This window comes from Paenirhizobium cremeum, assembly GCF_047553425.1.
Taxonomy (GTDB): domain Bacteria; phylum Pseudomonadota; class Alphaproteobacteria; order Rhizobiales; family Rhizobiaceae; genus Allorhizobium; species Allorhizobium cremeum.
In genome coordinates this window covers 3,046,792-3,070,086 of record NZ_CP180217.1, presented here as the reverse complement: position 1 = coordinate 3,070,086, position 23,295 = coordinate 3,046,792, and the positions used below count along the sequence as shown (strand labels likewise).

The following is a 23,295-nucleotide window of genomic DNA, read 5'->3' as shown; positions in this document are numbered from 1 at the left end:
GTCTCCTCAGTTGGCGGCCGTGCCGCGGGTGACGACGCTGCCGAGCAGGGCGACCAGCTTGTCGAGAACGAAGCCGGTCACGCCGATATAGGCGAGCGCCACGATGATGTCGGAGAGCCGGGACGAGTTCCACGCGTCCCAGATGAAGAAGCCGATGCCGACGCCGCCGGTCAGCATTTCTGCGGCGACGATGGCGAGCCAGGAAAGACCGACGCCGATCCGCAGACCGGTGAAGATGTAGGGAGCCGCCGCCGGGATCATGATGCGGATGAAGAATTCGAGCGGGTTGAGGCGCAGCACGCGGGCGATGTTGCGATAGTCGTCCGGAATGTTGCGAACGCCGACGGCGGTGTTGATAATGACCGGCCAGATCGAGGTGATGAAGATGACGAAGATCGCCGAGGGGTTCGAGTCCTGGAAGGCAGCCAGCGACAGCGGCAGCCAGGCAAGTGGCGGCACGGTGCGCAGGATCTGGAAGATCGGGTCGAGACCGCGCATCGCCCAGACCGACTGGCCGACGATGGCGCCGAGCACGACGCCGGCAACTGCCGCAAGGCCGAAGCCGATCGCCACGCGCTGAAGCGACACCAGAACCCGCCAGGCAAGGCCGATATCCTGCGATCCGTAATCGAAGAAGGGATAGGCGATCAGGTCGAAGCTGTCGGCCCAGACCTGGGAGGGCGGCGGCAGCGTCGCGCCGGGATGGGAACAGGCAATCTGCCAGACGCCGAGCAGGACCAGCAGGACGACGAGCGGCGGCAGGATGTTGCGCAGAGTGGCAATGCCGACGCGCTTCAGGTCGAGTTTCGCGGCAGGACGCTTTGCCATCTGCACGACGGTGCCGGTCTTGATCGCGGCAATGGCCGGCGCCTCGGTATCGGCTTTGCGGGCGGTTGCGGTCATGTTTGGGTCCTCTGTCGAGTGGTGTTCGTTGTGGTCAAATCCAGCCCCTCATCCGTTGCCGGACCCTTCCCCCGTGACCGGGGAGAAGGTGGCAACAGCCGGGTGAGGGGCCGCACGACTTACGCGCCTGCCTTGATTGCCAGGCTTTCGAGATAGGCCTTCGGGTTTTCCGGGTCGAAGACCTTCCCGTCGAAGAAGGTTTCCGGACCGCGCGAGGTCGAGGCGGGAATGTCGGCCTCGGCAACGCCGAGATCCTTGGCGGCGGAACGCCAGATGTCTTCGCGGTTCACCTTGTCGATCAGCGCCTTGGTGTCCGTGTCGGGCGCGAACTTGCCCCAGCGGATATTCTCGGTAAGGAACCAGAGATCGTGGCTCTTGAACGGGTAGGAGGCATGGTCCTTCCAGAACTTCATCTCGAGGCCGGTGTTTTCCGCGACGCGGCCGTTGCCGTAGTTGATGTTGCCCTTGAGACGGCCGAGCACATCCTTCGGCGGCACGTTGAACCATTGGCGCTTGCCGAGGATCGTCGCCATCTCCTCCTTGTTGTCCATGCTGTCGGCCCAGATCTGGGCTTCCATCACCGCCATCATCAGGGCCTTTGCGGCGTTGGGGTTCTTCTCGATCCATTCGGAGCGCATGGAAAACGCCTTTTCCGGATGTCCCTTCCAGAGCTCGCCGGTGGTGCAGGCGGTAAAGCCGATGCCCTGGTTGACGAGCTGTTCGTTCCATGGCTCGCCGACGCAGAATGCGTCCATGTTGCCGACCTTCATGTTGGCGACCATCTGCGGCGGCGGCACGACGATGGTGGAGACGTCCTTGTCCGGATCGATGCCGCCGGCGGCGAGCCAGTAGCGGAGCCAGAGGTCATGGGTGCCGCCGGGGAAGGTCATGGCGACCTTGATTTCCTTGCCCTCGGCCTTCTTCGCGGCGAAGACCTCCTTGAGCTTCGAGGAATCCAGGCCGACGCCGGTTTGCGCATATTCGCTGGCGACCGAGATGCCCTGACTGTCGAGGTTCAGGCGGGCGAGGATCGACATGGGCACGGGAACGTTGTTCTGGGTGACCTTGCCGGCTTCCATGAGATAGGGCATCGGGGTGAGGATATGGGCGCCGTCGATGCCGTTCGCGGCGCCTCCGAGCACGAGGTTGTCGCGGGTTGCGCCCCAGGAGGCCTGCTTCGCCACCTCGACATCCGGCAGGCCGTACTTCTCGAAGAGGCCTTTCTCCTTGGCGATAATCAGGGGGGCGGCGTCGGTGAGCGCAATGAAGCCGAGCTTGGCGCCCGTGACTTCAGGGGCGGCGGTCGCGGCGAAGGCGCCGGAAGGGAAGGCGGTGCGCACGGCGCCGATCAGCGCGGCGGCAGCGGTGGTCTTCAGAATGGTACGGCGATTGATGCCCTGGCCTGCGGTCTTCGTCATTGCTGTCCCCTTATGGTTGGCGGAAATCCGGAAACAAAAAAACGCCGCATGGAGTTTGCGTCTTCAGGACCGGGAGAAGCCTGGACAGCAAAAACCTTGCGACGTCGATGTCTGATGGTTGTGCGCTTGTTGAGCGCTCATCTGCCTTCCGGTCGCCGTTGACCGGTGCGAAAATATCGAAGCAAGTGTCGTGCCAGTTTCCGGTCTTGCTTTTTAAGGTTATGAATTTTGGGCGAAATTTCGTACTTCGATGGGCTGCGAATGTGTCTGTCCGAAAAACAGGCTTGCCTAAGGATTGTGCGACTGCGTCATTCCAGCGCGAATTTTCGCCGGTGCATTGTGCAGTGCGTTCCGATCAGGCGTCGTGCTGGCTGGCATTCGGGCTCTCGCTGGAGCGGACGGCAAAGCCCTCCACGTAGTCCTTTATCCTTGCCGGATCGAAGACGTGGCCGTCCATGAAGCGGTCTTCCGTCCTCGAGCCTTCGATGCGGATATCCGCGTCCGTCGGCAGTCCGGTATCGCCGAGCGCCGTGCGATAGAGGTCGGGTCGAAAGGCGGATGCCGCGGCTTCTGTCCCGGCTTTGCTGAATTCCGCCTGACCCCAGCGGATCATCTGGCTGTAGATCCAGAGCGCCTGGCTGGGCCGGGGATAGTTGGCGTGATCCTTGTGGAACAGGAAGTAATCCGGGATGACGCGGACATTGCCCTTGGCGTCGAGGCTGAATTCGCCGGAGAGAACGCGGCGGATGATGTTGACAGGCGCTGCGATGAAGCGCGGGCCGGCCAAAAGTTCGGCGAGCGCGTCGTGGTTTTCAGGGGCGTCGCACCAGCGGGCGGCGGCATCGAGGGCGACGATCAGGCGGGACACCGTTTCCGGATGGCTTTCGGCCCATTCCGGCCGCATGCCGATCACCTTCTCGGGTGCGGAAGGCCAGATATCCTGCTTGGCGGCGACGATACGGCCGACGCCGCGTTCGGAGGCAACCATGTTCCACGGTGCCCCGACGCAGAAGCCGTCGATCGCGCCGGCGGCCAGCGCGTCGGATGTGAGCGGCGGCGGGACGACGACGAGCTTGACGTCCTTGTCCGGATCGATGCCGCCGGCGGCAAGCCAGTAGCGGAATTCGTAATTGTGGGACGAAAACGGATAGGTCATGCCGAGCGTCGGCAGTGGTTCTCCCTGCCTTTTCATATCCGAGAGCACCCGGGCGAATGCGCGGGCATTGTCGAGGGCGCCCGCCGTTTCCGTCAGGCCTGCTGTTGCCTGCATGCGTTCGTAGAGACGCAGCGACAGGGTAATGGCGTTGCCGCCCCGTCCCAACGAAAAGGGCGTTATCGTCGGCGATGGATTGGAGCCCAGTCCCAGCATGGAGGCGACCGGCATGGGCGAGAGCATATGGGCGATGTCGAACTGTCGGAAGGCGAGGCGATCGCGAACGTTGGCCCAGGAGACATCGCGCGCCAGGTCGAGGTGCAGGCCCTCCCGTCGAGCAAAGCCGTATTCGGAGGCGACAATCAGGATCGAGGCGTCCATCAGCGGGATGAAGCCGGCCCGGAGCGTCTTCGGATCGCTCGCGCCGCCGATGGCCGGGGCGGGATGACCCGCCTTGATGTCTGCCGTTTTCGTCATCTCATTCACTCCGGTTCCTCCGGACGGCGGCCTTGATTGCGGCCGGCATCACATCAGCAGGCCCGCCGCTGTCACCACGCTCTGGGCGATTTCGGCGAGCTTCTTCTTCTCGTTCATGGCCGTCTGACGCAGCAGCGCGAAAGCTTCCTCCTCGGAAAGGCCCCGCATCTTCATCAGGATGCCCTTGGCCCGTTCGATCACCTTGCGTTCTTCCAGCGCGGTCTTGGCATCGGCCAGTTCCCGCTGCAGGCGGCTGAAGGCGTTGAAGCGGCTGACGGCCATGTCGAGGATGGGCTTTACCCGCTCCTTTTTCAGTCCGTCGACGATATAGGCCGAGACGCCGGCGTCGACGGCCGCTTCGATCGACGCTGTGTCGGAACGGTCGACGAACATGGCGATCGGGCGACTGACCGTGCGTGTCAGCTGGAAAAGATGCTCCATCATGTCGCGATTGGGGCTCTCGATATCGATGATGATGACATCGGGCTGCAGCGTCTCGATGATCCTTGCGATCCCGTTGACCTCGTGCACAACGGTGACGTGCTCATGCCCCGCCTCGCGCAGGCCCTCTTCGATGATGGAGGCGCGGATGGCGTTTTCGTCGATCACGAGAATGGTGAGATCGGTATGCATCATGGGATCATAGATGACGCAGCGCGAAAAACTTGGCAAGCGAAATGCTTAAAATATGCGCTGTCTGTCCATTTGCATAAAAAGTCACCTTAGCGAGGTGACTTTTCCGCCTATTTGCGGGCGGCGTCGCCTGCTCCGCGGCCGAGCGCCGTTGCAATCAGGATGGCGAGATCGCCAGTGAAGGACTGCCGCTCTATGTATTGTCTGTCCGCTTCCGCCAGCCGCGCCGGTTCCGACATGTCGATGCCGGCAAGCTGGGCACTGCCGGTAATTCCCGGGCGGGCGGAAAAAACCCCCTGTTTGCGGCGTTCGCTAATCATCTCCGCCTGGCTCGGCAGGCAGGGACGGGGGCCGACGAGGCTCATCTCGCCAAGAACGACATTGAGGAGTTGCGGCAGTTCGTCGAGCTTGTAGGCGCGCAGCCAGCCGCCGACCGGGGTGATCCAGGCGGTGGACGCATGATGGGAGGCGACATCGGGCGTGCCGGTGGCCATGGTGCGGAACTTGTAGCATCGGAACGGCACCTCATTGCGTCCCACGCGCGTCTGGATGAAGAGCGCGGGTCCCGGCGAGGTGGCGCGGACGACGATGGCGATGACGGCCATGACCGGGCTCGTCAGGATCAGTCCGACCAGCGCGGCGGAAAAGTCGAACAGGCGTTTCATCATCTGTTGTCGGAGGCCTCGACGCTCGTCTTGCTCAGGAAGGATATGGCGAACACGGCTGCCGCCATCACCATGAAAAAAGACTCCCCGAGTGCCAGCCGATTATTCGAATTGCTGAAGAGTGTCACCAGAAAAAAGACGCTGAGCACGTAAGCGCCCATCAGCGTACTGTGGCTGATGACCTTTCGCCGGTAGGCCTCGCTCAGCCGGCGCCATGACATCCAGATGCCGACGGCAAGAAGCGTCAAACCGAAGAAGCCGTGGCGAACCATGATTTCCAGATAGCCGTTATGCAGCAGCACATAGCGGGTTTCGCCGTAAGTCGTCTGGCGCCAGAGCCGCAGCCAGTCGTTGCCGTGGCCGAAAAGCGGGGCCATGCTAATCAGTTCCAGCGCATTCGACCAGAGTTCCAAACGCTCACGCATCGAGTCCGGGGTTTCGGGCGCCTCGATTGCCGACCGCATGGCGCCCTCGATGCTCGGTGACTCCAGCGCGTTTTCCGACAGGTTTACCGCAGCGTCGAACGTCGGCCCTGCAAATTCCTCGATGTTGTCCTGCACGGTGTAAAGACCGACCGCCAGGATCGCGAAAGCGCCGAGGAGGAGAGGAACGATATGACGTCTGTGCTGGTGCAGGAAGGAGGTTGCTGCCATCGCTGCGACGGTGAAAATCAGCGCCAGCCAGACACCCTTGGACTTGGCGCCGTAGATGTTGAAGAGACCGAGAGCGACGATCAGGGAGCCGGCGGCGAGAATTGCATGCCGCTTCCAGCCAACGAGCCTTCCGCTTTCGGCCGCCTCCAGCATCCAGTAGAACGCGCCGATCACGATCAGCCCGCAGCCGATGGCACTGTGGATGGGATTGTTGTGGAACAACGGATAGGTCCGCTCTCCCGCCAGAATTCCGTGATAGTCGGTCGATACCAGCAGAGCGGCCAGGGCGATCGCCATGAAGAGGCTTATTGCCCGAAAAACATAGTGCCGGCTCGAATAGAGCGCGATGCCCAGACCCGGAAAGAAGATCGGAAAGACGTAGAGCCATTCCGAGGTGCCTTTCTCATCGAGAACGAACACGCCATAAGCGAAGCGGAGGAAGGCGTATACGCCCCAGCCGATGCAGAGATATGCGAGATAATCGCCCCGCAGGAAGCGATAGTTCTCCCTGAAGAAAATAAAGCCGATGGCGATCAGCGTCAGCGCCGTATAGCGATAGGTATCGCTTTCGGCGATCGGCGCGGAAATCATCCCGACCCACAGGATCATGAGTAGGTAAGGAGACCATTTCCAGTCTCGGAGCTTTTCGATGGGCGTGCTGCTGGTCATAGGGCGTATCTGATCCGGCGCGTGTATTCGAGGGCGCGCATGAGATGGGTGATGGCCCGGCGCGGTCCCCTGAATTTCCGTTTCCTGTAATCGGCGCGTGTGCCGATTTCCGTCATCTTGCTCGTGGTGGGGCTGAGGCGGGCGATGTTGTCCTTTACCGTGAAGACGTTCACGCCGTTCTGCCAGCCGCGCTCCAGCGCGATATCCAGCGGGTAGCTCATGACCCGGATATTGCGAAGCAGCTTTTCGGCGCCCGTCCGGGTGACGAGATAACATGCGGCGGAGCCCTGCGGCCCGTGAAGACATCGGCCGATCCGGTCTCCCAGGCGGGATGTCGCTCTTAGACGAAACCAGCGGGAGCGATGATTGAGAAGCTTGACCAGTTCCGCTTCCGGAACTGCCGCGAGTATCGCCTCGGCGCGCTCTATGAGTTCGGGCGGAACCTCGACATCGTCCTCGATAATGATTGCCGCGTCGTCATCGCTTTCCAGAAAGGTCGAAAGGGCCTTGAGGTGGCTGCGATAGCAGCCATATTCTCCGTCCAGCATCAGCCGGCCGTTCTGCCTAAGGAAGGCGCGCTCGTCGATATCGGTGCGTTGCTGGGCGGGTATCGCTGCCCCGTCGATACCGACAACACGCACAAATTGCATGCCGAACTGCGCCGTCTGGGCGATCAGACTTCGCCACCGCTCGATGGAGCGATCGAGATTTATGACATAGGCGCCAATTTTCATTTGTGTGCCAATTCTTTAGATCGCGCGCCAGCCTGCTCCCGGGAACGGTCTTTTAGCCGAGCGAATTCATTCAGGCAACGAAAATGGAGGCGATATGTCCAGCCCCACTTTCGGGTAGGCGAACGAAACATGTTGTCATCTCAACCTTTGCTGTTGCAGGGGGCTCTCCCGTGGGCGTTAATAACTTGCATTGGAATGTTCACGGTGTCAGGGATGAAAACGTGACTATTGCCTTTTTTAGAGAGTCTGGTGGAAAGTCCTGATGGCCTGGGAGCGTTACATACCGGCGGTTCTCGCTTTCCCTCGTTGGGTGAAGCGTTTGTTGGCGCTTGCGGTCGATGCGGCGCTTTGCGTCCTGACGCTTTGGTTCGCCTTCTGCCTGCGCCTCGATTACTGGGGGCCTTTGAGCGGGATACAACTGGTCACGATCCCGACGTCGCTTGTGGTCGCTCTGCCGATCTTCATTCGCTTCGGGCTCTACCGCGCGATTTTCCGCTTCATCGGATGGGATGCCTATATCGCGATCATCAAGGCCATCTCGCTTTATGGCCTGATCTTCATGACGATCTTTACCGTGGTCAGCGTGCCCGGCGTGCCGCGGACGGTCGGCATTCTTCAGCCGCTCCTGCTGTTGATCGCGGTCGGCATGTCCCGCATGGTCACGCGCTATCTGCTCGGCGGCGCCTACCGGAACATATTGCGGGACAAAAACCAGTCGAATGTCCTGATCTACGGCGCAGGCTCGATGGGCCGGCAACTCGGGACCGCGCTGGAGAACGGCACCGAACTGCATGTCGTCGGTTATCTGGATGACGATCGGTCGCTCTACGGTTCCTATATCGGCGGCATCAGGGTCTATGATCCGAAAAATCTGAAGAAGCTCGTGGCGACGCTGAACGTGAGGACGGTGCTGCTTGCGATGCCGGGTATCGATTCGAAGCAGCGCAATGCGGTCATCGAGAGCTTGCGTGGCGCGCGGGTCGCCGTGCGCCTGCTGCCCGATGTGAGCGAACTGGCGCAGGGCCGCGTTCGCCTCTCGGATTTCCAGGAACTCGCCATCGAGGATCTGCTAGGCCGTCAGTCAGTTGCGCCGGACAAGGCGCTGCTCGCCCGCAATATCCTCGGCAAGGTGGTCATGGTCACGGGGGCCGGCGGCTCCATCGGCAGCGAACTCTGTCGCCAGATCATGAAGATCGGGCCGGAATGCCTGCTGCTGGTCGATCAGAACGAATACGGTCTCTACGCCATCCATGCCGAACTGACGCGGGACGGACGTGACGATGAGCTCAAGGTGGTGCCGCTGCTCGGATCGGTGCGCGATGCGCGGCGAATGCGGGAGATCATGACGACGTTCCGTCCGCACGCGATCTATCATGCTGCGGCCTACAAGCATGTGCCGCTGGTCGAACATAATCCGATCGAGGGGATCAGCAACAATATCTTCGGAACGCTGGTGGTCGCCAGGGCCGCAATCGAAATCGGCGTTCCGTCCTTCGTCCTGATCTCCACCGACAAGGCCGTGCGGCCGACCAACATCATGGGCGCCAGCAAGCGGGTCGCCGAGCTGGTGCTGCAGGCCCTTGCCGCACGGGGCGGCTCCACCGTGTTCTCCATGGTGCGCTTCGGCAATGTGCTGGGTTCGTCGGGTTCCGTCGTGCCGCTGTTCCGGCAGCAGATCGCGCAGGGAGGGCCGATTACGCTCACCCATCCGGAAATGACGCGCTTCTTCATGACCATTCCGGAGGCCTCGCAACTGGTCATCCAGGCCGGCGCCATGGCGGAAGGCGGCGATGTCTTCCTTCTGGACATGGGCGAACCGGTGAAGATCATCGATCTGGCGCGGCGTATGGTGGAACTTTCCGGCCTCACCGTGCGGGACGAGGACAATCCCGACGGGGATATCGCTTTCGAGATGACCGGGCTGAGACCTGCGGAAAAACTCTATGAGGAATTGCTCATCAGCGACAATCCGGAGCCCACGGCTCATCCGCTGATTATGAAGGCCCATGAGGATTTCCTGCCGTGGCCGGCGCTGGAAAAGGCGCTCAACGCGCTTCAGCAGGCCATGGACCGCGGCGATCTCGTGGCGACGCGGGAGCTCATGGGCAAGCTTGTGTCCGGCTATCGCCCGAGCGCCGACATCGTCGATTTCGTGGCGCTGCGCCAGATGGAGCGGACGGATCGGTTTGGTTCCCTGTCCGAGGACGAGGGGTCCGACTTCGGCGGAATGACGCGATGATTCTCGTTACCGGCGGGAGCGGTTTCGTCGGCCGGGCGCTGACACGGGAACTTGCCCGTCGCGGTCTCCCCTTCAGGACGGCCGGTCGCAGGGCGGGTTCATGCGATTTCGTCGTGGGTGACATTGACGGCGCCACCGACTGGGCCGGGGCGCTTGCCGGCATCGATCAGGTCGTCCATCTCGCCGCGCGTGTTCATGTTATGCATGACAATACGAGCGACCCGCTTGCGGCTTTCCGAACCAGCAACAGGGACGGCGCGCTCAATCTTGCGCGACAGGCCGCGGCTTTCGGCGTGAAGCGTTTCGTGTTCGTCAGCACGCTGAAGGTCAATGGCGAGGAAACCGCGCCGGGGCGCGCGTTTCGCGCCGACGATACGCCGCATCCACTCGATCCCTACGGCATTTCCAAGCGTGAGGCCGAGGAGGGATTGTTCGACATTGCGGCAAGGACGGGCATGGAGGTGGTGTGTATCCGGCCGCCGCTCGTTTATGGCCCCGGCGTGAAGGCCAATTTCGCCGCACTTCACAAGCTGGCGTCGAGCGGTTTTCCGCTCCCCTTCCTGGCGATCCGCAACAGGCGGTCGATGGTCTATGTCGGAAATCTCGTCGATTTCATCCTGCGCTGCCTGGAGCATCCGGCGGCGGCGAACCGCGTTTTCCTCGTCAGCGACGGCGATGACGTTTCCCTGCCGGTGTTGATCTCACGGATCAGGGCGTCGCTCGGCAGGCCCGCGCGCCTTTTTCCGGTGCCGCCGTTCATGTTCACGCTTGCCGCGCGATTGCTCGGAAAGCAGGCTGTCGCGCAACGACTTCTCGGTTCGCTCGAGGCCGACATAACCGACAGCCGCGCCGCACTGGAATGGGCGCCGCCCTTCACCATGGAAGACGGCCTGAAGGCGATGGCGGCGGAACAGCCATTGACGAGCGGACAAAAATAAAGCCGGACAGCCATTCCTGGCTCCCCGGCTCAGCGGATGGTGGAAGCGTATCGCTTCCCTTCAGAACCCAAACCTCAGTCCAGGCGAACCTTGCTGAAATCCTCGGGCTTGATGCCGAGTGCACGCAGGTCGTGGCGGTTGGGGCTGCGGTGAGCTTCGACAGCGGCGGCGGCTGCACTTGCTGCGCCGAACACTGCAATCGCGCGACCAAGGAAACCCATGCGGATAGCGCCGTTAAGGACAGACATCTTCTTTGCCTTCATCTTCGTTTGTTTACGGGATGAAGATGGGCTTTGTTAGCGTATTCTACAATGGCGATTCAGACACTGCTGCTATGCAATAAAGAAGGGCCGGCTCCCGTGGAACCGGCCCTTCCTGATCCTGGTCAAATACAGGCGCTCAGTCTTCGCTTGCGGCCAGATGCGAAAGCATTTCGCCCTTGCCGCGTGCCCGCAGAATGAGTGGCAGTATCAGGGCAATGGCCGCGATGGCCAGCAGTACGGCTGCGATCGGCGAGGTGACGAGGACGGTCACGTCGCCCTGGCTGATCGCCAGTGCGCGGCGAAGCTGTTGCTCGGCCAGCGGGCCGAGGATCAGGCCGACGACCACGGGGGCGATCGGGTAGCCGAAGACGCGCATGGCATAGCCCATCAGGCCGAAGGCGAGCAGCATGCCGAGTTCGAATACCGAGGGGTTTGCGCCGATGGTGCCGAGCGTCGCAAACAGCAGGATGCCGGCATAGAGCCAGGGCTTGGGGATCGTCAGCAGGCGGACCCAGAGCCCGATCAGCGGCAGGTTGAGCACCAGCAGCATCAGGTTGGCGATCAGCAGGCTGGCGATGAGGCCCCAGACGAGTTGCGGATTGGTCGCAAACAGCAGCGGGCCGGGCTGCAGTCCATACTGCTGGAAACCGGCGAGCATGATGGCGGCGGTCGCCGTCGTCGGCAGGCCGAGCGTGAGCAACGGCACGAGCGTTCCAGCGGCCGAAGCGTTATTGGCCGCTTCCGGACCGGCGACGCCTTCGATAGCGCCGTTGCCGAATTCTTCCGGATGTTTGGTCAGCCGCTTTTCCGTCGCGTAGGAGAGGAAGGTGCCGATCTCTGCGCCGCCGGCCGGCATGGCGCCGATCGGGAAGCCGATCAACGTGCCGCGCAGCCAGGGCTTCCAGGAACGCGCCCAGTCGGCCGCGGTCATCCAGATCGATCCCTTGACGGCTTCGACCTTGTCGGGGCCGCGATCGCCCTGCGCCGCGAGGAAGAGGCTTTCGCCGACCGCGAACATGGCGACGGCAAGCGTCGTCACCTCGATCCCGTCGAGCAGGTCCGGCACGCCGAAGCTCATACGGGTCTGGCCGGTCAACTGGTCGATGCCGATGGTTGCGAGCGTCAGTCCGATGAAGAGCGAAGTGAGGCCGCGCAGGGTGGAATCGCCGAAGGCGGACGATACCGTTACAAAAGCCAGCACCATCAGGGCGAAATATTCGCGCGGGCCGAAGACCAGGGCGAGCTTGACGATGTAGGGCGCGACGAGCGCGAGCGCGACAGTGGCGATCAGGCCGGCGACGAATGAGCCTATGGCGGCGGTCGCAAGGGCGGGGCCGCCGCGGCCGGCGCGCGCCATCTTGTTGCCTTCGAGCGCCGTGACGATCGAGGAGCTCTCGCCCGGCGTGTTGAGCAGGATCGAGGTGGTCGAGCCGCCATACATGCCGCCGTAATAGATGCCGGCGAACATGATGAGCGAACCCGCCGGATCGAGCTTGAAGGTGACGGGCAGAAGCAGGGCGACGGTCAGGGCCGGTCCGATGCCTGGCAGCACGCCGACGGCGGTGCCGAGTGTCACACCGATCAGGGCGTAGAGGAGATTCGCCGGCTGGGCGGCAATCGTGAGGCCCTGCAGGAGGAATTCAAAGGTATTCATGCGGGGCTACTCCTCAGAGGAAAAGATGCTCGAGCGGCCCTGCCGGCAGGGAAAGCTGCAGCAGTCCGGCAAAAACCAGCCAGATCGCAAGACAGATGGCGATGCCAAGGGGCAGCGAGATCCAGAGCTTTCTCTTGCCGAAGGCGAAGGCCGTGGCGGCGAAGAGGATGCCGGTGGCGATCGAAAAACCCGCGGTTTTCAGAAGCAGCATCTGTCCAGCCAGTCCGCCGACGATCCAGAGGACGGGAGAGACTTCCTGATGCTCGCGTTCGGGGAAATCGCGGCGGATGGCGGCAACTGCCGTCCACACCGCAAGTCCGAGCAGTCCGAAGGCGATCCATCTCGGCACGGTCGCGGGGCCGACGGGCGAATAGCCTGTAACCTCGCCAAGGCGCGCCACGTCCCAGAAGATCAGGCCGGCGAGAGCGGCAAGGAAGACGGCGATGAAAAGCGCCGCCCCGTCGGGGCGGCGTGTCTCATGCTTGGGGTTCGATCCGGTGCTCATTTCACCAGTCCGATGTCCTTGAGGACGCCTTCGGTCGCGGCGACGTCCTTGTCGAGCTGGGCCTTGAAGGCGTCGCCGGACAGGTAGGAGTCCTGCCAGCCCTTGGTCTTCAGGATTTCCTGCCAGCTTGCGGACTTCACCAGCTTCTCGATGTCGGCGGAAACCGCGGCTTCCTGCTCGGCTGTGAGGCCGGGAGCGGCGGCAACCATGCGCCAGTTCTCGACGACCACGTCGAGGCCGCTTTCCTTGAGCGTCGGAGCGTCCACGCCGGGAAGACGTTCGGCGCTGGTGACGGCGAGCAGACGCAGCGTGCCTGACTTGACCTGCGATTCGAATTCGCCATAGCCGGAAATGCCGGCCGTGACCTGGCTGCCGAGGATTGCGGCAAGCGCTTCACCGCCGCCGGAGAAGGCGATGTAGTTGATCTTGGTCGGATCGACGCCGGCTGCCTTGGCGATCAGGCCGACGGCGATGTGGTCGGTGCCGCCCGCCGAGCCGCCGCCCCAGGATACGGAGCCGGGGTCCTTCTTCAGGGCTTCGACCAGGTCCGCCATGGTCTGGATCGGGGAAGAGGCCGGAACGACGATCGCCTCGTACTCGCCGGTAAGGCGAGCGATCGGGGTGACGTCCTTCAAGGTAACCGGCGCCTTGTTGGTGAGGATTGCGCCGACCATGACGTAACCGCCGACGATCAGCGAACCGGGGTTGCCCTTGCTCTGGTTGGCGAACTGGGCAAGGCCGATGGTGCCGCCGGCGCCGGGAACGTTCTGCACCTGCACGTTGGAGGAGATGCCCTCCTGCTGCATGGCCGTCTGCATCGAACGGGCCGTCTGGTCCCAGCCGCCGCCGGGATTGGCGGGCGCGATGATGGTGTAGTCGGCGGCGAAAGCCGGAAGCGCCATGGCGCCGGCGAGAATGGATGCGAGGAAGAAGTGTTTCATGATGTTGTCCTCCGTCAGGTGCTGCTTTTGCAGCTCGTTTCTTTTGCCGTGCAGAGGGGGAGAACGGTTGCCACTGCCTTATGCCATGGCTGCGAATGCAATTTGCGCCGAAGCTCCTCCCGAGCCTTGGATCCGCCTCCACGGATGCCAATGACACCAACGCACCACACAAAGCTGACATCTAGCTGACGCCGGTCAAAATTCGTGTGGGTTGGCGTTCGCCGCAGCCTAGCGCATTTACTGTAGCCGTAAAACCTCGTTCCACCGATCGATCAGCCGGGCACGCTTCACCTGATCGAGGTAGACCATGAGGCCGGGGCTGACGGGCACCGGCCGAAGCTGGGCGCCGAGCAGGTCGCGCATGGTGTTTGCGGTATTTTCGCCGTTGACCTCGGGGCTGACGGCGGCGATCTGCAACTCCCGAGCCATGAGGGTCTGGCCCTCTTTCGACATGAAGAATTCGAGGTAGGCGCGGCCGAGATCGGGCGATGCGGCCGCTTGCGGCACAAGGCCGATCCGCGACATGACGACGGTGTAATCCTTCGGCAATACGATCCCGACGTCCGGATGGCGCGAGGCCCAATCCGCGGCATAGGAACCGATGATGTTGTAGCCGAGCACGAATCGCCCGTCGGCTATGCGCTCGAGGATGGCGGAACTGGTGGAATAGAGCTTCACGCCGGCCGATCCCATGGTCCGGATGACCGACCAGATGTCGCCGAACTGTTCCTGGTCGCGGGCCATGAAGAGGAAGCCCACGCTCGAACGCTCGATGTCATAGGTGCCGATCCGGCCGTGGACTTCGTTGCCCTTGCGTTTCAGATATTCTACGAACTCCGCGCGGGTCGCCGGCGGTTTCTCGTGGATGAAGCTCGGCTTGTGATAGACGAAGACGGCGGGTTCGAAGGTGAGCGCATAGGCGGTGTTGCGCCAGTTCGCCCAGCCCGGCCAGAGGTCGCTCATCGGCAGGTCGCTGCGCTGGGCGTAGCCGTCGTTGCTGAGCTTCACCTGCAGGTCCATGGCGGAGGAAAAGGCGAAGTCGGCGGTCTTCCCCCCGGAATCGGTTTCCTTGACGATGCGGTCGTAGATTTCGCCGGTCAGCATGTCCTCGTAGCGCACGGCAATGTCGGGATGCGCCTTCTGGAAGGCGGCGATCATCGGTTGGGCAACGGGTTCGTCGAGCGAGGAATAGACGACGAGCTGCCGCGCCGCCGGGTTTCCCGACAGCGCCGGAAAGACAACCGGCTCCGCCCAGGCCATGGTGGCGGAGGTCACGGTCAGCAGCAGGGCAATGAAACTCCTCATGAATTCATATTGCAGAAGCGGAGGGGCGTTCACAAGTGCCGCCGGGCTCTGTAGTTTGAAGGTTCAACGCGCATGGAGGAGGTCTGTCTTGCGCATCCTGCTGGTGGAAGACAATACGGCGCTGGCCGACGGCCTGTCCGCGATCTTGCGCGGCAGCGGCTATGCCGTGGACGTCGTGCACGACGGTGCGTCCGCCGAAGCGGTGACTGCCACGGAAAGTTTTGACCTTGTCATCCTCGATCTCAACCTCCCCGACATGGGCGGGCTCGATGTGCTGAAGGGCATGCGCGCCCGCCAGAGCAAGGCGGCGGTGCTGATCCTCACCGCCCGTGGCGCGACGGAAGAGCGGGTGCGCGGGCTCGACCTCGGAGCGGACGACTACATGAGCAAGCCGTTCGATGTCAGCGAGCTTGAGGCGCGTGTCCGCGTTCTTCTCAGGCGTCAGGCCGGCCTGCGCTCGTCGGCGGTTCATTACGGCAAGGTTTCGCTCGATCTCAATTCGCGCAGCTTTTCCGCGGACGGCGCGCCGATAGACCTGCCGGCCCGCGAGCTCGGTCTGCTTGAGCTCTTGTTCCTCCGCGCCGGCAAGGTGGTCTCGAAGGAGGCGATCATGCAGTCGCTCGCGGCCTTCGACGACGATCTCAGCGCCAATGCGATCGAGCAGTATGTCAGCCGGCTGCGCCGGCGGCTCGCGCCCTATGGGCTGACAGTGAAGACGGCGCGCGGCATCGGCTATTATCTCGACCGGCCATCGGAACCGGCATGACTGTCTCGGTCTATTCGCTTCGGCGACAGTTGCTCGGATGGCTGCTTCTTGCGACGCTCATCATGGGTTTCCTGGCGCTCATCGATACCTATCGCGATGCCGTGCGCACGGCAGATACCGTTTCCGACCGTGTGCTCGCGGGGTCCGCCATGGCGATTGCCGAGCGGGTGATCGTGTCGGAGGACGGCGAGTTGCAGGTCGATATTCCCTATGTCGCGCTGGAAATGCTGACGTCGGCCGCGCAGGACCGGGTGTTCTATCGGGTCGACGGGCCGCCGGGGCAGTTCATCACCGGCTACCAGAACCTTCCGACCTTCGCCGATCTCGGGGGGCAGGCGGCCTTTTACACGGATGCGGTGTTCCGAGGAGAGCGGATACGCATCGCCGTGCTGCAGCGTTCCGCCTCGACCGGCATCAATTCGGTGCCGTTTTCCGTGACGGTCGCCGAAACCACCATCGCCCGCCGGCAGCTTGCCCGTTCGATCCTCCTCAATTCGGCGGCGCGTCTTGCCCTGATGATCGCCGGGGCGGCGGTCATCGTCTGGATCGCCGTCACCTTTTCGCTGCGGCCCCTTTATCGGCTGAGCGATGCGATATCGGAGCGTAACCCTGACGATCTCCACCCGATCGAGCAATCGGTGCCGAGCGAGGTTCAGGGGCTGGTCGACACCGTCAATTCTTTCATGACGCGGCTCGCCTCGGCTCTTGCGGCGCTGCGCAACTTCACCGGCAACGCCAGCCACCAATTGCGGACCCCGCTTGCCATCGTGCGCACCCAGCTCGAGCTTGCCCAGAGGGCGACCACGCTCGAAGAAGCCCGCGCGGCGGCAAAGGAGGGCGACAAGGCGGTGGTGCATGCCGAACGGGTGCTGGCGCAACTTCTTCTGATGGCCAAGATCGATTCCGTGGAGCCGGAGGCGCGGCAGATGCCGGAGCCGATCGACCTCGTGGCGCTTGCCCAGCAGATCACCGCCGACAAGGTTCCCTCCGCCGCGAAAGCCTCCATCGATCTCGGTTTCGAGGGAGAAGGGCAGGCCTGGGTGGCGGCGGAGCCCCTCCTGATCGGAGAGCTGCTTGGAAACCTGATCGGAAATGCCATCGCCTATGCGGGGCGTGATGCGGAGGTCACCGTCCGGGTGAGCCAGCCTGGAGGAAGCGTGCGCCTGGAGGTGGAAGACAACGGCCCCGGCATTCCCGCGGCCCGCATGGAAAGCCTGAAGCAGCGCTTCGTTCGAGGCGAGCGCGGGGAAGGCCTCGGCCTCGGCCTCGCGATCGTCGAGGAAATCGCAAGGCTTTTCAGCGGCACGTTTCAGCTTTCGCCGGGCGGCGGCGGCCGCGGGTTGCTCGCCGCGGTGACGTTTCCGGCGGCCATCGGCCCGGCGCGCTGATGCGGGCCTGCGGTGCCGGTCCTTAGCGGAGGAAGGCGCGGAAGCGGCCGAGCGCGAAGGTGAACAGCACCGTCCCGATGGCCGCGAGCCAGAGGAATTGCGGCCAGACCACGTCAAAGCCGGCGCCGCGGAACAGGATCGCCTGCGCGAGCGAAATGAAATGGGTGTTGGGGGCGAAGGACATGATGAACTGGATGATCTCGGGCATGCTTTCGCGCGGGGTCAGTCCGCCTGAGAGAACCTGCAGCGGCAAGAGGATCAGCATCAGCAGCAGCCCGAACTGGGGCATCGAGCCGGCGACGGTCGCAAGGAAGATGCCAAGGGAGGTCGCTGCAAATAGCTGGAGCGCGGTGCCGGCCACGAACAGCGGCACGGAGCCCTGGAGCGGCACCTCCAGCAGATAATGTGCCACGAAGATCAGCGAGAAGGTGGAGGCGACCAGCACCACCAGGCTCATGGCCAGCACCTTGCTCACCATGATTTCGAGCGCGGTGACAGGCATGACCAGCAGATGCTCGATCGTGCCGTGTTCGCGCTCGCGGATGAGGGCCGCACCCGTCAGGATGATGGAGAGCATCGTGACGTTCATGATGATGTTGTTGATCGCGCCGAACCAGGTGCTGTCGAGCTGCGGGTTGAAACGCGATCTGAGCGTCAGGTTCACCGGCACCGCGGTTTCGCCGCGGTAGCGATTGACGAATTCGCTGACCTCGCTGTTGACGATCTGCTGGATATAGCCCGCACCGGTAAAGGCTTGCGTCATGCGCGTGGCATCGATGTTGAGCTGTATGGCGGGGGCACGTCCCGCGAGCACGTCCTGCTGGAAGTTGACCGGAATATCGAGGGCGAAGGTCGCCTGTCCGGCGTCCATCCGTTTGTCCATCTCCGCCGCGGTGATGAGTTCGGGCTTCGTGAAATAGGGGGGATAGAAGGCATCGACGAGACGGGTCGACAGTTGCGAGCGGTCCTCGTCGACGATCGCAATCGCCGCCATGTTGAGGACCTGCGGCAGCGCGCGCGCCTCGGTATAGATCGACAGCGTGAAGGAATAGAGGATGAAGGCGAAGAGCATTCGGTCCTGCATGAGGCCGCGCAGTTCCTTCAGGATCAGATTGCCGACATGGCGCATGCGCATGGATGACTACCTCGCCTGCTTCTTGAGAAAGATCGCCGTCAGCCCGATCAGCACCGGTATGGAGACGAGGAGATACAGGATCTCCTTCTGCACATCGGCAAGGCCCAGCGCCTTGGAAAAGGCGCCGCGCGCGACCGTCACGAAATGCGTCGTCGGATAGTAGGTGCCGATTACCTGTCCTGCACCCTTTAGCGAGGAGACCGGGTCGATGATGCCGGCATATTGGACCGCCGGGATCAGCGTCAGCAGTGCGGTGCCGAACAGGGCGGCAATCTGGCTGGAAACGAAGGTCGACACCAGCATGCCCAGCGCCGTCGTGCAGGTGACGTAGAGGAGTGCTGCAAGCGTGAAGGCGAAAAAGCTGCCGGTGAAGGGAACGCGGAAGATGAAGACGGCGAAGGCGGTCAGCAGCGCGAAATTCAACATGGCAAGGACCACGTAGGGCAGTTGCTTGCCGAGCAGGAATTCCAGCCGGGTGGTCGGCGTCACGTAGAAATTGATGATCGAACCGAGTTCCTTCTCGCGCACCACGCTGAGCGCGGAAAGGATCGCGGGGATGAGCAGCAGGAGCAGCGGGATCACGGCAGGAGCCATGGCGACGAGGCTCTTGACGTCGGGATTGTAGCGATAGCGCGTTTCCAGCGTGTAATTGCCCCTGGTGGCGTCCTCGCCATAGGCTTCGCGGATTTTCTCCATGATCCAGTGGGCGTGCACGCCCTGGACATAGCCGCTGATGGTTTCGGCTCGCGTCGGCATGGCGCCGTCGATCCAGGCGCCGATTTCCGGTGTCGCGCCGCGCAGGGCATCGCGGCCGAAATTCGGCGGGATTTCTATCGCCAGGCTGATCTCGCCGCTGCGCATGCGTCGGTCGAGATCGGCATAGTCGGTGATCGGCGGCTTCTCGACGAAATAGCGCGAGCCGGAAAGCTGTTGCGCATAGTCGTCGCTGATCGTCGTGCGGTCGTGGTCGAGAACGGCGAAGGTCAGGTCGTCGACGTCGAGATTGATGCCGTATCCGATGACGAACATCAGGATGACGCTGCCGAAAATTGCCAGCGTGCCGCGGATCGGATCGCGCTGCAGCTCCAGCATTTCCCGGCGGGAATAGCTGAACATCCGCATGAGGTCGAAGAAGCGCCGGGTCGTGCGGACCGGGGCGGAGGCGGATGCCGCCGGTGCCCCGGCCGATGTCGCGGAGGTCCCAGCCGCTGAGGGCTCTGCGTCACCGGCCTTTGCGATCGCATCCTCGAGATAGGCGATGAAGGCCTCCTCTAGCGAGGCCGCTGCTCGTTTTGCGACGATTTCCGCGGGGCGGTCGCTGATGAGGACCGTTCCCGCATGCATCAGCGAGATGCGGTCGCAGCGTTCCGCCTCGTTCATGAAATGGGTCGAGACGAAGATCGTCACACCGTCCTTGCGGGAGAGATCGGCGAGGATCTGCCAGAAATTGTCGCGCGCCACGGGATCGACGCCGGAGGTCGGCTCGTCGAGGATCAGGATTTCGGGCGCATGCACCATGGCGACGGCAAGCGACAGGCGCTGGCGGATGCCGAGCGGCAATGCTTCCGGCAGCGTGTCCATGATGTCGGTGAGGCCGAAGCGCTCGGCCATTTCCCGGATGCGGGGCTCGATCGTTTCCGAGGGAAGATCGAAGAGCTTGGCATGCAGTTCGAGGTTCTGGCGAACCGTCAGCTCCGTATAGAGCGAGAAGGCCTGGCTCATGTAGCCGATGCGCCGGCGGGCGGCGAGGTCGGAGCTTTCGAGTTCCTTGCCGAAGAGTTTGGCTGTGCCTTCCGATGCCTGCAGAAGCCCGGTCAGCATCTTCATCGTGGTCGTCTTGCCGCAGCCGTTCGATCCGAGGAAGCCGAAGATCTCGCCTCGCTCGATCCGGAAGCTGACATCGTTGACGGCGGTGAAATCCCCGAAGCGCATCGAAAGATGCTCCGCCTCGATGGCGATTGCGCCGTCCATCGCGGGGTCCCTCGGGGGGATGACCAGGGTGCCGTGGCCGCTGCGTTTGTCTTCGGGCAGGAGTGCTATGAAGGCGTCGTCGACGGTCGGCGTGCCGGTGCGTTCCAGCAGCTCCTGCGGCGTTCCGGTTGCGAGCACGCGGCCCTCGTCCATCGCGACGAGCCAGTCGAAACGGGCGGCTTCCTCCATGTAGGCGGTGGCGACGATGACGGCCATGCCCGGCCTGCCGGCGCGGATGCGGTCGATCAGTTCCCAGAACTGCCGGCGCGACAGCGGGTCGACACCGGTCGTCGGCTCGTCGAGGATCAAAAGATCCGGGTCGTGGATCAGCGAGCAGCAGAGGCTGAGCTTCTGCTTCATGCCGCCCGAAAGCTTGCCGGCAGGGCGGTCGGCAAAGGGGGCGAGCCCGGTGCTGTCGAGGAGTTCGGCGATGCGGCGTTCGCGCTCTCTACGGCTGTGCCCGAAGAGCTGGCCGAAGAAGTCGATATTCTCGAAGACCGAGAGTGTCGGATAGAGGTTCTTGCCCAAACCCTGGGGCATGTAGGCGATGCGCGGGCAGGTTCTCGCCCGGTGTCCTGCATCGGCCATGCTGCCGCCCAGCACCTCGACCTCGCCGCCCTGAATGGCGCGGGCGCCGGCGATCAGCGAGAGCAGGCTCGATTTGCCGACGCCGTCCGGGCCGACAAGGCCGACCAGCCCGTCGCCGGGAATGTCGAGCGTGATGGTATCAAGTGCCGTCGTCTTGCCATAGGTGAGCGAAACGCTGCGCAGGCTGGCGACGGGTTGCGCCTCTGTGTCGGCCGATGGGAGAGCGGAGCTCATTGGACGAGCTTGCCCTCCAGATCGGCCGGCCACGATGTCTCGGGATCGACGCGGACATAGGCCACGCCGGGCACGCCGGTCTTCACGAGCTGGAGGTATTTCTGCAAGAGTTCCGGCTTGATCTTGGCCTTGACGCGGAACATCAGCTTCTCCCGCTCGACGGCCGTCTCCACCGATTTCGGCGTGAACTGGGCGACACTGGCGACATAGGTGACCGTGGCCGGCACCAGATAGTCCGGCAGGGCATCGAGCTTCAGGCGGGCCTCTGAGCCGATCGACAGCTTGCCGGCGGATTCCGTCGGCAGGAAGAAGCTCATATAGACGTCGCCGAGATCGACGAGGTTGACGACGCGACCGCCCCCGGCGACGATTTCACCCGGCTGGGCAACGCGAAACTGCACGCGACCGTCGCGCGGCGCCGTCAGCAGGCTGTCTTCGATTTGCGTCCTGATGGTATCGATGGCCGCGTTCGCGGCATCGGACGCCGCCTTGGCATCGACCACCTGGGCATCGGCCGAGCTGACGGCTGCGTCGGCCGCTGCCGATTCGGCTTCCGCCGCCGCAACGGCTGCGCGGGCGCCCTCCACGGCAAAGCGGGCGTCTTCCAGCTGCTGGGTGGAGATGGTGCTCGATTTCGCCAACTGCTCGGCGCGGGCTTCCTGGTTCATCGCGCTTTCGAGCTGCACCCTGCGCTGGGCGATGGCCGCCTCGGCGGCGCGTTTTTCTGCATTGCGCTGGATGACCTGCGCATTGGCCGTATCGATGCCGATGACGGCGCGCCGGGCTTGCGCCTCGGCCTGCTTGAGCTGGGTGTCGAGTTCGCGGGTGTCGATCTGGGCGATCCTGTCGCCGGCTTTGACGAAATCCCCTTCGTCCACGAAGATTTCGCTGATACGGCCGGCAAACTTGGCGGAAACGTCCACCTCCACGGCCTCGATGCGGCCATTGCCGCTGGCGATCCCGGCGGGAAGCTCCGAGGCTGAGATCGACTGCCATGCGTAGTAGCCGCCGCCGGCGGCAAGAGCCACGATGATCGCCAGAATGATGCCGTTCAGTTTGGGAAGTTTCACCGGTAGCCCCCGTATCGAAGTGCGATCTCCCCTTTTTCGGGAGGGATACGCATCGCGTCTAATCGTTTGATTAAAACACTATGGTCCAGGCAGGCGCAATAGCTTCGGGATGACACCAGCCGAAAAAATCGGCGAGGGCGGATCCTGTTTCGATTTTAGGTTGCGGAGCTGTTTTCGGCAAGAAAAAGCGCGACGCCCGCCGCCGAGAGCGCTTCGGCGATATCCGGCGGCGGCGGCCTGTCCGTTGCCAATTCGGCGATTTCGGCAAAATCACAGACCTTGACGAGGCCCTGGCGGCCGAATTTGGAATGGTCGGTCACGACGAGGGTGCGTTTCCCGCGAGACAGCACGGTGCGTGCGAATTCGGCCTCGTTCAGATCGTAATCCATGATGCCGGTTGCCGCGTCGACGGCGCCTGCCGAGATCACCGCATGGGTGACGTTGAAACGGCTGACGAATTCGATGGCCGACACGCCGAAAGCCGCGGCATTGTCGCTGCGCAGTTCGCCTCCGGCCATATAGACCTTGTTGTCGTTGACGGTTGCAAGCGTGCGGGCGATGTCCGAGGAATTGGTGACGACGGTCAGCCGCCGGTGGCCCAGCAGTTCGCGTGCGAGAAAACTCGTCGTCGTGCCAGTGTCGAGCATGATGGAATCGCCGTCGCGGATCGTGGCGGCGACTGCCCGGGCAATGGCTTTCTTGGCAGGGGCGTTTTCCCGCATCCGCTTCTCAAACGGCGCTTCGCCGACCGAGGTCGGCAGTGCAATCGCGCCGTGCATCCGCACGACGACGCCGTTTTCGGCGAGCGGCTTTATGTCGCGGCGCACGGTTTCAAGCGAAACGCGCAATCGGCGGGCAAGATCGGAAATCGAAAGCGTTCCGTCCTGCTGTAGAAATCGCAAGATCTCCCTGTGGCGCTTCGGTTCGTTCATGGCTCCCCGTTTCATCGCTGTCGCAAGCAGATAGCGATGCTTTGGCGACGGGAAAATGTAA

General features: G+C 63.0%; 20 protein-coding genes. 4 read left to right on the top strand and 16 right to left on the bottom strand.

Annotated elements, in window-relative coordinates; genetic code table 11:
• Positions 1-6: 6 nt before the first annotated feature.
• From ntrB to ACLBKR_RS15010, 7 genes are all read right to left on the bottom strand, one after another.
• A complete protein-coding gene (gene ntrB, locus ACLBKR_RS15040) occupies positions 7-903 on the bottom strand; it encodes a nitrate ABC transporter permease (protein ID WP_112829160.1) in 897 nt (298 codons plus the stop codon).
• A 119-nt stretch (positions 904-1,022) separates the two neighbouring features.
• Positions 1,023-2,321, bottom strand: a complete 1,299-nt coding sequence (locus ACLBKR_RS15035) for a CmpA/NrtA family ABC transporter substrate-binding protein (protein WP_113340904.1) — start codon at positions 2,319-2,321, stop codon at positions 1,023-1,025.
• 355 nt (positions 2,322-2,676) lie between these two features.
• A complete protein-coding gene (locus tag ACLBKR_RS15030) occupies positions 2,677-3,960 on the bottom strand; it encodes a CmpA/NrtA family ABC transporter substrate-binding protein (protein ID WP_414899505.1) in 1,284 nt (427 codons plus the stop codon).
• Between the two features lie 39 nt (positions 3,961-3,999).
• Complete coding sequence (locus tag ACLBKR_RS15025) at positions 4,000-4,587, bottom strand: ANTAR domain-containing response regulator (protein ID WP_112829367.1); 588 nt, start codon at positions 4,585-4,587, stop codon at positions 4,000-4,002.
• 107 nt (positions 4,588-4,694) lie between these two features.
• Positions 4,695-5,252 carry a sugar transferase gene (locus tag ACLBKR_RS15020; RefSeq protein ID WP_112829163.1) on the bottom strand — a complete coding sequence of 186 codons (558 nt, stop codon included), beginning with the start codon at positions 5,250-5,252 and terminating at the stop codon, positions 4,695-4,697.
• A complete protein-coding gene (locus ACLBKR_RS15015; protein WP_112829164.1) occupies positions 5,249-6,571 on the bottom strand; it encodes an O-antigen ligase family protein in 1,323 nt (440 codons plus the stop codon). The genes ACLBKR_RS15020 and ACLBKR_RS15015 overlap by 4 nt, the downstream gene beginning before the upstream one ends.
• Positions 6,568-7,305, bottom strand: coding sequence for a glycosyltransferase family 25 protein (locus ACLBKR_RS15010; protein ID WP_414899502.1), 738 nt, complete (start codon positions 7,303-7,305; stop codon positions 6,568-6,570). Before ACLBKR_RS15010 ends, ACLBKR_RS15015 begins: the two co-directional genes overlap by 4 nt.
• Positions 7,306-7,567: 262 nt before the next feature.
• On the opposite strand from ACLBKR_RS15010, the gene ACLBKR_RS15005 reads away from it, so the two are divergent.
• Positions 7,568-9,544 (top strand): polysaccharide biosynthesis protein, encoded by a 1,977-nt coding sequence (locus tag ACLBKR_RS15005; RefSeq protein ID WP_113340900.1) that lies wholly within the window; start codon positions 7,568-7,570, stop codon positions 9,542-9,544.
• A complete protein-coding gene (locus tag ACLBKR_RS15000; RefSeq protein WP_414899499.1) occupies positions 9,541-10,482 on the top strand; it encodes a UDP-glucose 4-epimerase family protein in 942 nt (313 codons plus the stop codon). The genes ACLBKR_RS15005 and ACLBKR_RS15000 overlap by 4 nt, the downstream gene beginning before the upstream one ends.
• Before the next feature lie 74 nt (positions 10,483-10,556).
• Here ACLBKR_RS15000 and ACLBKR_RS14995 read toward each other — a convergent pair whose 3' ends face one another.
• The 5 genes from ACLBKR_RS14995 to ACLBKR_RS14975 form a co-directional block, all read right to left on the bottom strand.
• Positions 10,557-10,730, bottom strand: a complete 174-nt coding sequence (locus ACLBKR_RS14995) for a hypothetical protein (protein WP_244709726.1) — start codon at positions 10,728-10,730, stop codon at positions 10,557-10,559.
• A gap of 151 nt (positions 10,731-10,881) precedes the next feature.
• Positions 10,882-12,399, bottom strand: a complete 1,518-nt coding sequence (locus ACLBKR_RS14990; protein ID WP_112829169.1) for a tripartite tricarboxylate transporter permease — start codon at positions 12,397-12,399, stop codon at positions 10,882-10,884.
• A gap of 13 nt (positions 12,400-12,412) precedes the next feature.
• A complete protein-coding gene (locus ACLBKR_RS14985) occupies positions 12,413-12,904 on the bottom strand; it encodes a tripartite tricarboxylate transporter TctB family protein (RefSeq protein WP_113447796.1) in 492 nt (163 codons plus the stop codon).
• A complete protein-coding gene (locus ACLBKR_RS14980) occupies positions 12,901-13,845 on the bottom strand; it encodes a Bug family tripartite tricarboxylate transporter substrate binding protein (RefSeq protein WP_112829171.1) in 945 nt (314 codons plus the stop codon). The genes ACLBKR_RS14985 and ACLBKR_RS14980 overlap by 4 nt, the downstream gene beginning before the upstream one ends.
• A gap of 237 nt (positions 13,846-14,082) precedes the next feature.
• Positions 14,083-15,150, bottom strand: coding sequence for an ABC transporter substrate-binding protein (locus ACLBKR_RS14975; protein WP_113447839.1), 1,068 nt, complete (start codon positions 15,148-15,150; stop codon positions 14,083-14,085).
• 88 nt (positions 15,151-15,238) lie between these two features.
• On the opposite strand from ACLBKR_RS14975, the gene ACLBKR_RS14970 reads away from it, so the two are divergent.
• Both ACLBKR_RS14970 and ACLBKR_RS14965 read left to right on the top strand, forming a co-directional pair.
• Positions 15,239-15,916: a response regulator transcription factor gene (locus tag ACLBKR_RS14970; RefSeq protein ID WP_113340896.1), complete on the top strand. Its 678-nt coding sequence runs from the start codon at positions 15,239-15,241 to the stop codon at positions 15,914-15,916.
• Positions 15,913-17,304: a sensor histidine kinase gene (locus ACLBKR_RS14965; RefSeq protein ID WP_113447795.1), complete on the top strand. Its 1,392-nt coding sequence runs from the start codon at positions 15,913-15,915 to the stop codon at positions 17,302-17,304. Before ACLBKR_RS14970 ends, ACLBKR_RS14965 begins: the two co-directional genes overlap by 4 nt.
• A 22-nt stretch (positions 17,305-17,326) precedes the next feature.
• Here the strand turns inward: ACLBKR_RS14965 and ACLBKR_RS14960 are convergent, their stop codons facing one another.
• From ACLBKR_RS14960 to ACLBKR_RS14945, 4 genes are all read right to left on the bottom strand, one after another.
• Positions 17,327-18,439 carry an ABC transporter permease gene (locus ACLBKR_RS14960; protein ID WP_112829175.1) on the bottom strand — a complete coding sequence of 371 codons (1,113 nt, stop codon included), beginning with the start codon at positions 18,437-18,439 and terminating at the stop codon, positions 17,327-17,329.
• A 6-nt stretch (positions 18,440-18,445) separates the two neighbouring features.
• Positions 18,446-21,232 (bottom strand): ribosome-associated ATPase/putative transporter RbbA, encoded by a 2,787-nt coding sequence (gene rbbA, locus ACLBKR_RS14955; RefSeq protein ID WP_113487196.1) that lies wholly within the window; start codon positions 21,230-21,232, stop codon positions 18,446-18,448.
• On the bottom strand, positions 21,229-22,302 hold the full coding sequence (locus tag ACLBKR_RS14950) for an HlyD family secretion protein (protein ID WP_414899494.1): 1,074 nt from the start codon (positions 22,300-22,302) through the stop codon (positions 21,229-21,231). Before ACLBKR_RS14950 ends, rbbA begins: the two co-directional genes overlap by 4 nt.
• 155 nt (positions 22,303-22,457) lie before the next feature.
• Positions 22,458-23,234: a DeoR/GlpR family DNA-binding transcription regulator gene (locus ACLBKR_RS14945; RefSeq protein WP_113340894.1), complete on the bottom strand. Its 777-nt coding sequence runs from the start codon at positions 23,232-23,234 to the stop codon at positions 22,458-22,460.
• Positions 23,235-23,295 lie beyond the last annotated feature (61 nt).